Source organism: Pontibaca methylaminivorans, from assembly GCF_900156525.1.
Classification (GTDB): Bacteria; Pseudomonadota; Alphaproteobacteria; order Rhodobacterales; family Rhodobacteraceae; genus Pontibaca; species Pontibaca methylaminivorans.
The window spans coordinates 297971-310674 of record NZ_FTPS01000001.1; the positions used below are offsets into that span (position 1 = coordinate 297971).

At 69.6% G+C, this 12704-nt stretch carries 11 protein-coding genes; 5 read left to right on the top strand and 6 right to left on the bottom strand.

Going from position 1 to position 12704, the window contains the following annotated elements; genetic code table 11:
• Positions 1-75 precede the first annotated feature (75 nt).
• From recG to fliF, 6 genes are all read right to left on the bottom strand, one after another.
• Positions 76-2166, bottom strand: a complete 2091-nt coding sequence (gene recG / locus B0B01_RS01565) for an ATP-dependent DNA helicase RecG (protein WP_076646662.1) — start codon at positions 2164-2166, stop codon at positions 76-78.
• Entirely contained in the window at positions 2163-4346 is a 2184-nt protein-coding gene (gene ligA / locus B0B01_RS01570) for an NAD-dependent DNA ligase LigA (RefSeq protein WP_200805398.1), read from the bottom strand. Before ligA ends, recG begins: the two co-directional genes overlap by 4 nt.
• A 116-nt stretch (positions 4347-4462) precedes the next feature.
• On the bottom strand, positions 4463-5206 hold the full coding sequence (gene fliP, locus B0B01_RS01575) for a flagellar type III secretion system pore protein FliP (protein WP_076646666.1): 744 nt from the start codon (positions 5204-5206) through the stop codon (positions 4463-4465).
• Complete coding sequence (locus B0B01_RS01580; RefSeq protein WP_076646668.1) at positions 5203-5526, bottom strand: FliM/FliN family flagellar motor switch protein; 324 nt, start codon at positions 5524-5526, stop codon at positions 5203-5205. Before B0B01_RS01580 ends, fliP begins: the two co-directional genes overlap by 4 nt.
• The gene (locus B0B01_RS01585; RefSeq protein WP_076646670.1) at positions 5519-6118 is read right to left on the bottom strand and encodes a FliH/SctL family protein; all 600 of its coding nucleotides are present in this window, start codon (positions 6116-6118) and stop codon (positions 5519-5521) included. The genes B0B01_RS01580 and B0B01_RS01585 overlap by 8 nt, the downstream gene beginning before the upstream one ends.
• Entirely contained in the window at positions 6118-7731 is a 1614-nt protein-coding gene (gene fliF / locus B0B01_RS01590) for a flagellar basal-body MS-ring/collar protein FliF (RefSeq protein WP_076646672.1), read from the bottom strand. The genes B0B01_RS01585 and fliF overlap by 1 nt, the downstream gene beginning before the upstream one ends.
• A gap of 117 nt (positions 7732-7848) precedes the next feature.
• On the opposite strand from fliF, the gene B0B01_RS01595 reads away from it, so the two are divergent.
• The 5 genes from B0B01_RS01595 to B0B01_RS01615 all read left to right on the top strand — a co-directional run bounded on the left by B0B01_RS01595 (position 7849) and on the right by B0B01_RS01615 (position 12667).
• Positions 7849-8325 (top strand): flagellar basal body-associated FliL family protein, encoded by a 477-nt coding sequence (locus B0B01_RS01595; RefSeq protein WP_076646674.1) that lies wholly within the window; start codon positions 7849-7851, stop codon positions 8323-8325.
• A 9-nt stretch (positions 8326-8334) separates the two neighbouring features.
• Entirely contained in the window at positions 8335-8775 is a 441-nt protein-coding gene (locus tag B0B01_RS01600) for a hypothetical protein (RefSeq protein ID WP_234967679.1), read from the top strand.
• Positions 8772-9362 carry a MotE family protein gene (locus B0B01_RS01605; RefSeq protein WP_076646676.1) on the top strand — a complete coding sequence of 197 codons (591 nt, stop codon included), beginning with the start codon at positions 8772-8774 and terminating at the stop codon, positions 9360-9362. The genes B0B01_RS01600 and B0B01_RS01605 overlap by 4 nt, the downstream gene beginning before the upstream one ends.
• Before the next feature lie 120 nt (positions 9363-9482).
• A complete protein-coding gene (gene motA / locus B0B01_RS01610; protein WP_076649984.1) occupies positions 9483-10352 on the top strand; it encodes a flagellar motor stator protein MotA in 870 nt (289 codons plus the stop codon).
• The gene (locus B0B01_RS01615; RefSeq protein ID WP_076646677.1) at positions 10352-12667 is read left to right on the top strand and encodes a hypothetical protein; all 2316 of its coding nucleotides are present in this window, start codon (positions 10352-10354) and stop codon (positions 12665-12667) included. Before motA ends, B0B01_RS01615 begins: the two co-directional genes overlap by 1 nt.
• The last annotated feature ends 37 nt before the right edge of the window (positions 12668-12704 follow it).

A 12704-nucleotide genomic window follows, 5' to 3' on the forward strand; every position in this document is an offset into this window, starting at 1 on the left:
CAGACATAACCGGCCGCGAGCAGCCCGCGCTGTTCGCGGCCGTTTCACACGGGCTGCCGGATGTTCGGCCCGGACTCACCCCACGGTCAGCAGGCGGATCGCCCGGTCCTGCCGCATCAGCCAGAGCAGATGCCGCGCCGCCCGCCCGCGCCCGCTTTCAAGCGCCGGATCCGCGGCCAGCAACGCACGCGCATCGCTCTGTGCGATGCTCATCAGCCCCGCCTGCCGCTCAAGGTCGGCAATGCGGAACCGCGGCAGCCCCGACTGCGCGACCCCGATCACATCGCCCGCGCCCCGCATGGCAAGGTCGGCCTCGGCGATGGCGAACCCGTCCTCGGTCTCGCGCAGCACCTCGAGCCGGCGCCGCCCCCCCTCCGACAGCGGCGGGCGGTAAAGCAGCAGGCAGGTCGATTGCACCTCGCCCCGGCCGACGCGCCCCCGGAGCTGATGGAGTTGCGCAAGGCCAAAGGTCTCGGCCCGCTCGATCACCATGATCGAGGCATTGGGCACATCGACCCCGACCTCGATCACCGTGGTTGCAACCAGAACCCGCGTGCGGCCGGTCTGAAAATCCTCCATGGCCGCATCCTTTTCGGCCGGGGCAAGCTGCCCGTGGACCAGCCCCACGACCCCCTCGCCCAGCACGGCGCGCAACTGCCGGAACCGGTCCTGCGCGGCGGTCAGGTCGACGATTTCGGATTCCTCGACCAGCGGACAGACCCAGTAGCATTGCCGCCCCTCACTGATCGCGCGCCGCAGATGCGCCACCACCTCGTCCATGCGCTCGCTGGTGACCACGGCGGTGCGGATCGGCTTGCGACCCGGCGGCTTTTCATCCAGCAGCGACACATCCATGTCGCCATATTGCGCCAGCGCCAGACTGCGCGGGATCGGCGTCGCGGTCATCACCAGCATGTCCGCCCCTGCCCCCTTGCTTGCCAGATCAAGCCGCTGGCGCACGCCGAAACGGTGCTGTTCGTCGATGATGGCCAGACGCAGGTCGGCAAATTCCACATCCGCCTGAAACAGCGCATGGGTGCCGACGATGATGTGTGTCTCGCCCCGTTTCAGCGCCGCGAGCCTGTCGCGCCGCACCGCGGCCTTGTCGCGCCCGGTCAGGATGTCGAGCGTCACCCCGGCGGCCATGGCAAGCGGGCGCAGCCCCTCGAAATGCTGGCGCGCCAGAATCTCGGTCGGCGCCATCATCGCCCCCTGCCCGCCGGCCTCGACCGCATTCAGCAGCGCCATGAGCGCAACCACCGTCTTGCCCGCGCCCACGTCCCCCTGCAGCAACCGGGCCATACGCTCGGGCGCCGCCATGTCCGCCGCGATCTCGGCAATCGCGCGCTGCTGCGCCCCGGTGAGCGCGTAGGGCAGCGCCGCCAGAACCCGCGCCCGCAGGCGGCCGTCCCCCCGGCTCGAAATGCCGCGGGCCTTGCGCTCGCGTCCGCGCGCCAGGGCAAGCGTCAACTGATGCGCAAAAAGTTCGTCATAGGCGAGCCGCGCCCGCGCTGGCGTTGTGGGCGAAAGGTCATCCATACCGCGCGGCGCATGCGCCACCCGCAGCGCCGTCGCCCATCCGGGCCAGCCCTCGCGCGCCAGAAGCCCGGGGTCGATCCACTCGTCCAGTTCGGGCAGACGCGCAAGCGCCCCCTGCAGCGCCTTCAGCATGAGCTTCTGGCTGACCCCCTGCGTCAGGTGATAGACCGGCTCGAATTCCGGGATCGCGGCGGCCTCATCAACCGGCAGGACGTGATCCGGGTGCACCATCTGCGCCGCACCGTCGAACAGTTCGATCCGCCCCGAAACCACCCGCCGCGAACCGACCGGCAGCAGGCCTTCCAGATAGCCGCCGCGCGCGTGGAAAAAGACAAGCTGGAAATCCGCACCCTCGTCCTCGACCAGCACCCGCCAGGCCCCGCCCCGGCTTGCCGGCTTGCGATGGGCGCGCACGGTCACCTCGACCGTCGCCGTCACCGGCAGGTCGAGCCCGCGGACAGTGGCGCGCCGGCGCCGGTCGACCACCGCGTAGGGCAGCAAAAACAACAGATCGCCCGGCGTTTCCACGTCGATCTGTTCAAGCGCCCGCGCGGTCTTGGGCCCGATGCCGGGAAGCGTCTCGAGCCCGGCGAAAAGCGGGAACAGAACCTCCGGCCGGCCGCTCATGCCGAACCGATCAGGGAAAGCCAGCCATCCTCGTCAAGCGTCCTGACCCCGAGCGCCTCGGCCTTCGCCAGTTTCGATCCCGCCCCGGGCCCTGCCACGACAAGATCCGTGCGCGCCGAGACCGACCCCGCCACCTTCGCGCCCAGCGCCTCGGCCCGGGCCTTGGCCTCGGCGCGGGTCATCTTTTCGAGCGTGCCGGTAAACACGACCGTGAGCCCCTGCACCGGACTGTCGCTTTTCGGCAGCTCCGGCGAGGTTATCTCCAGCATCCCGGCCAGCCGGTCGATCGACTGGCGCTCGCGTTCCTGCGAAAACGCGGTAACGAGCGATGTCGCCAGCACATCGCCGATCCCCTCGATCCCCGTGATCTCGGCCCAGGCGGGGCTTTCAGCCAGCGCGGCGCGGCGCTCCCGCGCATTTCCGGCCCGGAAGGCAGGCTCCGCCGCCGCCCGGTCGACGGTGTCGGTCAGCGCCTCCCAGGTCATGAAATGGCGCGCAAGCACCGCCGAGGCGACCTCGCCCACATGGCGGATGCCAAGCGCGAACAGCAGCCGCGCCAGCGGAATGGTGCGGCGCGCCCGGATCGCGGCAAAAAGGTTGGCCGCCGATTTCTCGCCCCAGCCCTCGCGGTTGCGCAACTGCTGCAACCCGCTGCCGTAACGGTCCTCGAGCGTGAAAATATCGGCGGGCTCCCTGATCCAGCCATCGGCATGGAACTGTTCGACCTGCTTTTCACCAAGCCCCTCGATGTCGAAAGCGGCGCGGCTGACGAAATGCCGAAGCACCTCGACCTGCTGCGCCGGGCAGATCAGCCCTCCCGTGCAGCGGCGCACCGAATCGCCCTCCTCGCGGATCGCGGCGCTGCCACAGTCGGGGCAGCGGGTGGGAAATTCGTACGGAACGGCGCCTTCGGGGCGGCGGGCCAGATCGACATCATTGATCTTCGGGATCACGTCGCCGGCGCGATAGACCTGCACCCAGTCGCCGACGCGGATGTCCTTGCCTTCGCGGATCTCTCCGCCGCTCGCGTTGCGCCCGGCGATGTAATCCTCGTTGTGCAGCGTCGCGTTCGACACCACGACGCCCCCGACCGTGACCGGCGTAAGCCGCGCCACCGGTGACAGCGCGCCGGTGCGGCCGACGCGGATGCCGATGCTTTCCAGCCGCGTCCAGGCCAGTTCGGCCGGAAACTTGTGCGCGATGGCCCAGCGCGGCGTGGTCGAGCGATACCCGAGCCGCCCCTGCAGCACGAGGTCATTCACCTTGTAGACCACACCGTCGATATCGTAATCGAGCGTGGCGCGCTGTTCCTCGATCGCGTGATAACGCGCAATCAGGCACTCCGGCCCGTCGCAGAGCGAGGTGAGCGGATTGGTCTGGAACCCGAAACGCGCCAGCCGCTCGATCGCCCCGGCCTGCGTCGGCGCCAGCGGCTCGCTCACCTCTCCCCAGGCATAGGCGAAGAACCGCAGCGGCCGCGCCGCGGTCACACCGGGATCAAGCTGGCGCAGCGACCCGGCGGCGGCATTGCGCGGGTTGGCAAAGGCGCGCGCCCCTGCCCGTTCCTGCCGCGCGTTCAGTGCCGCGAAATCGGGCTTGGTCATATAGACCTCGCCCCGGATTTCGAGCACCGCGGGCGCATCCTTGATCCGGGCCGGAATATCGGCAATGGTGCGGGCGTTCGCGGTCACGTCCTCGCCGACGCTGCCGTCGCCCCGGGTCGCGGCCTCGACCAGATGGCCCGATTCATAGCGCAGCGCGAGCGAAAGCCCGTCGATCTTCGGCTCGACCGTATAGGCCAGCGCGTCCCCGGCCCCAAGGCCCAGGTAGCGGCGCACGCCCGCATCGAACCCGGCAACGTCCTCGGCGCTGAAGGCATTGCCGAGCGACATCATCCGCTGCCGGTGCCGGACCTTGGCAAAACCCTCGGCCGGGCGCGCACCGATATGGGCGCTCGGGCTGTCGCGGCGCACAAGGTCGGGAAACCGCGCCTCGATTGCGGCATTGCGCCGCTTGAGCCGGTCGTATTCGGCATCGGAAATCTCGGGCGCGTCCTCGCGATGATAGGCGATGTCGGCCCGGCCGATCAGATCGGCCAGCCGCGCAAGCTCGGTCTCGGCTGTTTCGCGTGTCAGATGCTCGACGCTGATTTCCATGTCCAAGGCACATACCACCTGCATTTCCCTGCTGACGTGATAGGGCGCGAAGGCCGGCAGATCCAGCCGGATGACCCCGCGGTCGCGGCCATGCGGGCGCCTGTCACCCGGCCGGGGCCGGCGCGGCCGGGGATGGGGGGTCAGGGCTGATAGCTGCGCACCAATGCCCCGGCGACCAGACTCCAGCCGTCGGCGACCACGAAGAAGGCAAGCTTGAACGGAAGCGCGACGATCGCCGGCGGCACCATCATCATCCCCATGGACATGAGCACCGCCGCGACCACCAGGTCGATGATCAGGAATGGCAGGAAGATCAGGAATCCGATCTGGAAGGCACGGGCGATCTCGGACAGCAGGAAGCTCGGCACCAGCACCGACATCGGTGCATCGGGGGCGGGTTCCAGCACCTCGAGCCCGGGGCGCAGTTCGGCCATCGAGCGGAAGGTGCCGGCATCGACCCGCGCCGCCATGAATTCGCGGAACGGGATCAGCACGCGTTCGATCGCGGTCTCGGTGTCGATGGTTTCGGCCAGCAGCGGCGATATGCCGGTGTCCCAGGCCTGCGTGAACACCGGCTCCATCACGAAATAGGTCAGGAACAGCGCAAGGCTCACGATCAGCATGTTGGGCGGGCTCTGCTGAAGGCCGATCGCCTGCCGCAGGATGCCGAGCACCGTGACCAGAAACGGAAAGCAGGTCACCATGATCGCAAGGCCGGGCGCGAGGCTCAGCAGGGTGATCAGGACGATGAGCTGGATCGAGCGCGCGGAAACCGAGCCGCCCTCGCCGAGCGAAAGCGTGATCTCCTGCGCCTGCGCCACCTGCGGAACAAGCAGAAGCGCACCGATCGCAAGGGCCGCCGGTACCGCGGCGGGGATCCTCATCCGAGCCCGCTCTGAAGGTCGGCGATCTCGCTCAGGCGCACCGCCAGCTGGCTGCCGTGCTCGCCCTCGATCTGTTCGAGCTGGCCGCGCGCGACAAGACGGTCGCCGACGTAAAGCTCGACCGGATCCTCGATCCGACGGTCGAGCGTCAGAACCGCGTTGCGGCCCATGGTCATCAGGTCGCGGATCAGCGGCCGCGCCTTGCCGACCGAGACGATGATCTCGATCGGAACCGAATCGAACGGGCGCGGCGTCGCGACTCCGGTCTCTGCTCCTGCCCCGGCGTCGGGGTTGGCCTCGTTTGTCCTGTCGTCATCCATTGCCTGCGTCCTTGCCCACATCCTCGAAAAACGATCCGATCGATTCACTCAGGGCAGCGATCAGGCCCGGCGCGTCGATCTCGTGCTCGCGCTCTCCGATCCGGATGATCGCGGCCCCCTCGTCGAGCGCAGGATCTTCCGCCACCGTGACCCGCAGCGCGACGTCCGGCGCCAGCAATTCGCGCAGCCCCTGCCCCTCGCCCGTCGCGACCGTGATCCGCACCGGCCCGGCCATCCGCTCGCGGCTGAGATCGCCAAGCTTTTCCACGACATGATGACCGAAGCCGCGCATCATGACCTCGGGAAGGACCGCGGCGGTGAGGCTGCGGAACACGGGCTCGATGGCCTCGAGAAGCTGCCCGCGCACCTCGTGATAGGTAAAGGACAGATCCTCGAGCGTGCGGGCAAGCGCGGCCGAGACCCGGGCGCGCTCCTGATCGCGGGCCGCCATCGCGTCGTCCCAGCCGGCCGAATATCCCTGCTCGAAGGCCGCAAGCCGGTGATCCTCGAGCGCCTCTTCGGACAGGATCCGCAGGCCGCTGCCAGCGGGATCGTCATTGCCGAAGTCCTCGAACAGATGCGAGACGGGCATCAGGCGCTCTCTCCCTGTTCGTCAAGCCAGCTGCGCAGGATCTCGACGGTCTGCTCCTGGCGCTCTCCGATCATCGCGCGCAGCCGCTCCGACGGGCTGGCCGCGCCGGCACCGGCGAGGGCGACCTCGTTCTCGCGGCGCCGCACCGGCGCAGTTTCAAAGCGGGGATCCGGCCCGTCGTCGATCTCTCCGGTCAGCGCCTCGGGCGCATCGACCGGTTCGCTGCGCGCGGGTTTCGGCAGGGCGCCGGTCTCCGGTCGGGGCAGCGCCGGGTGCGGCCGGGCGAGAATCGGGCGCACGACGAACAGGCCGAGAACGATCGCGACGATCGCCAGCGCCAGGATCTGGATGAGCGACATGAGATCGAGCCCGAGCCCCTTGAGGAACGTCGTGCTGGCCATGGTGCCCTCCTCCGCGACCGCCGGCAGTTCCATCGAGCGCAGCGTGATGACGTCGCCGCGCTCCGCGTCGAATCCGACCGCCGAGGCAACCAGTTCGCGCAGCGCCTCGAGTTCGGCCTCCGCACGCGGCTGCACCGTGACCGCGCCGGTCGCATCCGCGCCGCTCACCCCGTTCACGAGCACCGCGACCGTGAGCCGGCGTACCGCCCCCGGCCCGCGCAGGATTTCATGTTCGGTCTGCGAGACCTCGTAGTTCACGCGCTCGCGCGTCTCGCTGCTCTGGGCCTGCGAGCCGTCGGAGCGTGCGCCGTCGCCCTCCGGCAGATGCGAGGCGATCGTGACCTCGCCCTGCCCCTGGTTGCGCGAGGAATCGCGCCGCTCCTCGGTGTCGGTGCTGATCGCGACGCGTTCCTCCGGGTCGATCTGGCGGCGGCGGATCGATTCGGTGTCGGTCACGGTCTCCACGCTCACCTCGACCACGGCATTGCCGGCCCCGACCCGGGCCTCGAGCAGGCGCAGAACCCGGCTGCGCAACTGCTGGGAGCGCTCGTCGGCGGAATTCGCGACCGTTTCGCTCTCCGCCGGGCCGACGAGCCCGCGGCGCGAATCGATCACCGCAACATTCTCGACCTCCATCCCGGTGATGGCCGAAGCCACCAGATAGCGGATGGCATTGGCCTGTTCGGGAGAGATCGGGCCGCCCCGCGCGGTCAGCAGAACCGATGCGGTCGGCGCGGCGGCGCGCTGGAACGGGCCCGCGGCGGCATGGGCGATATGCACCCGCGCCTGCGAGACATGGGGGCTTGCGACGATGGTGCGGGCCAGTTCGCCCTCCTTCGCGCGCCAGTATGTTGCATCGAACATCTGCGCCGTGGTGCCGAATCCGCTCAGCGAATCAAGCAGCTCATAGCCCCGCCCGCCGGTCGCGGGCAGCCCGTCACCGGCCAGGATCATGCGCAGTTCATCCCGCCGGGCCGCGGGCACGTGGATCGCGTTGCCGCTGATCCGGTAGGCGACCCCATGCTGTTCAAGCGCCTGCACGACCTCGCCGGCCGCATCCGGCTCGAGCCCCGCGTAAAGCAGCTGCATCGAGGGGCGCGCGGCCAGCGCCGACATGACCATGACGATCAGCACCGTTGCCGCGCCCGCCGCGGCGACGATGATCTGCCGGCGTCTTCCAAGTCCGCTCCATGTCCTGACGAGCTGCTGCACCTGTTCCTCCGTTCCGCCGTGTTTCGTCCGGCAGGGAGATGTTTCGCCGATCGGTCTTAACAGTCGGTTAGTTCCTCAGCGCTTATGCAGAAATCCCGGAACCAGAGAGGGACGAAGATGACCGACGCAACGACCGAGCCCGCCGCGAACCGGCGGCGCGGTGGCAGGGGGACGCTGATCGCGGCGCTGATTGTCGCGCTCCTCGGCGCGGGCGGGAGCTACTACGCCGTTGCCTCCGGCCTGATTCCGCTCGGCAAACCCGCTCTTCCGGCGCTGTCCCGGGGGGCCGCGCCGGAGACCGCGTTCATCGCGCTCGAGCCGCTGATGATCACGCTCGAAAGCGGCGACTCCCGCCACCAACTGCGTTTTACCGCGCAGATCGAGGTGGCGGCAGACGCGCGGCGCGAGGTCGAGGACCAGATCCCCCGCATCATTGACGTGCTGAACGTTTATCTGCGCGCGCTCGGGCTGCAGGATCTGCAGGACCCGCTCGCCCTGACCCGGATCCGCGGCCAGATGCTGCGGCGCATCCAGGTGATCGTCGGAGACGACCGTATCCGCGATCTTCTGGTCATGGAATTCATGCTGAACTAGGAGGCGGAATTGGAACTCATTGCCGATATTCTTCTGGTTGCCGGGGCCGTCGGGGCCGGTTTCTACTGCTTCGTCCTGTCCCGGCGCCTGAGCCGTTTCAACGACCTGGAAACCGGCATGGGGGGCGCGGTCGCGGTGCTGTCCTCCCAGGTCGACGACCTCAACCGCTCGCTGGTTTCGGCGCGCGCGGCCTCGGACGGCTCGAACGCCGCGCTCGACGACCTGACGCGGCGGGCCGAATCGGTGGCCGGGCGGCTCGAACTCCTGATGGCCTCGCTCCACGACATCCCCGAGGCCGGGGCGGAGCCGCCGTCGCCAACCACCGAAGCGGAGCCCGCGCGCGCCACCGAAGCCACCGAAATCACCGGGGCCGCGGATGACGACGCGCCGTCGCCACCCATGGCGGCAGCACCCTTCATCCGGCACGCGCGCGGCGGGGCGGCATCATGAGCCGGCCCCTCCCGGCCGCCGGGAAACGGGCAAGGCTCGGCACCCTGTCGCTGGTCGCAACCTTCCTGATCGGCTCGGCGCTGATCCGTGCCGGTCTGGGCATCGGGCCCGCGATTTCGGCCGAACCCGAACCGCGCGACGCCGGCGCCGAAGCGGCGGAAACCGTGCCCCGGGCGGGTGCGGATCCGGGCTCCCTTCTGGCGCGCCTGCAGGAGCGCGAGCGCAAGCTTGCGGAGCGCGAGCGGCGCATCGAGGATCGCAGCCGCGCGCTCGAACAGGCCGATGCAGCCCTGCGGCAGAAGCTCGTCGCGCTCGAAAGCGCCGAAGAGCGCCTGCGCGCCACCATCGCCATGGCGGAGGGGGCCTCGGAAGACGACATCAGCGGGCTCACAGCGGTTTACGAGCGGATGAAGCCGCGCGAATCAGCCGCATTGTTCGAGACCATGACGCCCGAATTCGCGGCCGGTTTCCTGTCCCGGATGCGGCCCGAGGCGGCGGCGGCGATCCTGTCGGGCCTCAGCCCCGAGGCCGCCTATGCGGTCAGCGTCGTCCTCGCGGGCCGCAATGCCAATGTGCCGACGCAATGAAGACGCAAGGGACCGGCGGCGGGCCGGCCCGCAAGGCAGCGCGAGATCCGGCCGGCGCCCGTTTCGACTTTTTAAAAGAATCGCCGCCATGCTCGGATCGCGCGGAAGATGGAGAATGACATGCTCGGGATGATCGGCGTCGTCTTGGTGTTCGTGATGGTGTTCGGCGGCTATCTGGCCGCCGGGGGAAAGCTGGCGGTCGTGCTGGCGTCCCTGCCCTATGAACTGGCCATCATCGGCGGCGCGGCGGTCGGCGCTTTCCTGATCGGCAACGATCTCGGCGGTATCAAGCGGACGCTGAAGGACATCGGCAAGGTGTTCCGCGGGCCCAGATGGAAGCCCGACGATTACCGCGACCTTCTCTGCCTGCTGTTTGCCCTGATCCGGATCGCGCGGCAGAATCCTGTCGCGCTCGAGCCGCATATCGAGGATCCCGGCACCTCCCCGATCTTCGGCGCCTATCCCAGGATCCTGCAGGACCGCGAGGCGGTCGAACTCATCTGCGACACCCTGCGCTCGGCCTCTATGAACTACGACGATCCCAACCAGGTCGAGGAAATCCTGGAAAAGCGCACCGCCGCCAATCTGCACCATGCCCTGCATTCGAGCCGCGCACTCCAGACCACGGCCGATGCGCTGCCGGCGCTCGGCATCGTCGCGGCGGTGCTCGGGGTCATCAAGACGATGGGCGCGATCGACCAGCCGCCCGAGATCCTCGGCAAGCTCATCGCCGGCGCGCTGGTCGGAACCTTTCTCGGGGTGTTCCTGGCCTATGGTCTGGTCGGGCCCTTCGCCGCGCGGGTGCAGGGCACGGTGGAGGAAGACCGGCATTTCTACCAGCTTATCCGCGAGGTTCTGGTCGCGAACCTGCACAGCCACGCGGTTTCGCTCTGCATCGAGGTCGGGCGCCAGAACACGCCGGCCCATGTCCGCCCCCGCTTCGACGAACTCGAGGATGCGCTGCGGGCGGTCAAGCAGGAAGCCGCCTGATGCGCCGGCTGCTCCTGACTCTGGCGCTGGTCCTGCTCTGCGGCCCGGCGGCGGCGCTCACCCTCACCGTCCGTTCGGGCGAGCACGACGGATTCTCGCGGCTGGTGATCCCGCTGCCGCCCGGGGTGGACTGGACCCTGTCGCAACAGGGGCGCGGCGCGGAAATCCGGCTCACCGGCGATGATATCCTGCTCGGGCTCGGCCAGATATTCGAACGCATCCCGCGCCACCGTATCGGGGCCCTGTCGCAGGCCGGCCCGGGGGCCCCGCTCAGGATCGCGCTTGGCTGCAACTGCCGGGTCGAGGCGGTTATGCTCGAGGATCGCCGTCTGGTTATCGACGTGAAGGATGGCACCAGCCCCCTGCCCGATCCGCCCGCCCGCGCCGTGCGCGCCCATCCCGGCGGCACGCCGGCGCTGCGCTTCGGGGTTGCCACGGCGCAGACGCAGGACGTTCCCGGTTTTCCTTCGCTCTTTCGCGCGAACACTCCGCGGCCCGCGCCGTCCATGCAACCGCCCCTGCCCGAGGCCGGCACCTACCCCTGGGCCGGCGCCGGGGGGCAACTGCCGGTGCTGCTCGACCGGGGGGGAAACCGGTTCTCCTCCGAGCCCGCGCGCCGGCTGCGCGAGAACATCGACGTCGCCGTCCATCGCGGTCTGCTTGAGGAATCGGGCACGCATTCGCGCCACGAGGACCATCACGCACCGCCCGCGCAACATGCCGGCGCCCGGGCGGACGTGGCACCGGATGCCGCCCCGGGCCTCGCCCGCCCCGGGCTCAATGTCGAGAACACCATCGACCTCCAGCTTGCGGAAATCCGCAAGACGCTCCGGCAGCAGGACAGCGGGACGCTCTGCATCGCCGATGACAGGCTCGCGGTGCAGACCTGGGGCCGCGACGATATTGACTTCGGGGCCCAGATCGGCGCCTGGCAGCGGCGGCTTTTCGGCGAATTCGACCTGGTGGATCCGCAGGCCCAGCTTGGGCTTGCGCGCGGATATATCCATTTCGGCTACGGGGCCGAGGCCGCTTCCGTTCTGCGCCTGTCGCCGGACCTGCCCGGAAATTCGGAGCTCCTGCCCGCCATGGCGCAGATCGTCGACGGCCGCCCCCTTGCGGCGGCGAACCCCTTCGCCGGGCAGCATGTCTGCGGCGGGAATGCCGCTCTCTGGGCGCTGCTCGCGGCCGGGCGGCGCGAACCGGAAACCAATGACGATGCGGTGCTGCGCACCCTCGGCACCCTGCCCCGGCACCTGCGGCACCTGTTCGGTCCGCGCATCGCGCGGCTCTATGCCGATGCGGGGGCTGCGGAACAGGCCGAACTCAGCCTGCGCCTGACCGGGCCGGATGATGGCCGTCCGGTTCCCGGGGCCGCACTTGCGCGCGCCGAACTGCACCGGCAACAGGGCAAGGCGCCGGGGCGCGAACTGGCAGAGCTTGCCCGTTCCGGCCGGGACCAGGCGCCCGAGGCGCTGATCGGCGTGATCGGCGACGCATGGGCAAAGGGAACCGCCCCGCCGCCGCAGACGGCCGAACTCGCCGCCGGCTATGCGCTGCAGCATCGCGGCTCCGGCCTCGGTCCCGCGCTGCAAGTGGCCCATATCCGCGCGCTCGCGCTCGAGGGTGCCTTTGCCGCCGCCTTCGCGGAGCTTGCCCGTTACCTCCCCCCGGCCAGCGGCGGCGAGACGGCACCCGCGATCCGTGCCGGTCTGCTCGACCGTCTTGCCGAGCGTGCGGGCGATGTGGAGTTTATCGAACTCCTGCTCGCGAACACCGGCCCCGAATCCGGCCCGCTCCCCCTGCCGACGGTCGAAACCCTCGCGCGGCGCCTGCTCGACCTCGGGTTCACGGCCGAGGCTCAGGATCTGCTGCGCGGGAACGTGACCGGCACCCCGCCCGACGGCATTGCGCTGATCGAGGCCGAGATCGCGCTTGCGCTTATCCGCCCGCACCGTGCGCTCGCGATTCTGGACAGGCGCGGGGGCGCGCAGGCCGAGGCGTTGCGGGCGCAGGCACTGCGGCTGATCGGCGATCATGCCGGGGCGGCGGCGCATTTTGCCGGGGCCGGCCAACCGGCCGAAGCCGCGCGCAGCCGCTGGCTCGCGGGCGGCGGAGCGGGAGCGGACCCCGCGCAGGACGACGAAAGCGCCGGCGCCTATGCCGCGGTGGCGCGGATTGCGCATGACCTTGGAACGGCGCCGGACATTCAACGCCCGGCGACGCCGATTGCGGGTGCGGAGATGCTCCTTGAACAGTCGAAGAATGCGCGCGAGGGGATTGCCGAGCTTTTCGAGGCCCTTTCGGTGCAGGATTGACCGTGGACCCGGCCGGTCCCGACCAGTCCCGGCCGGC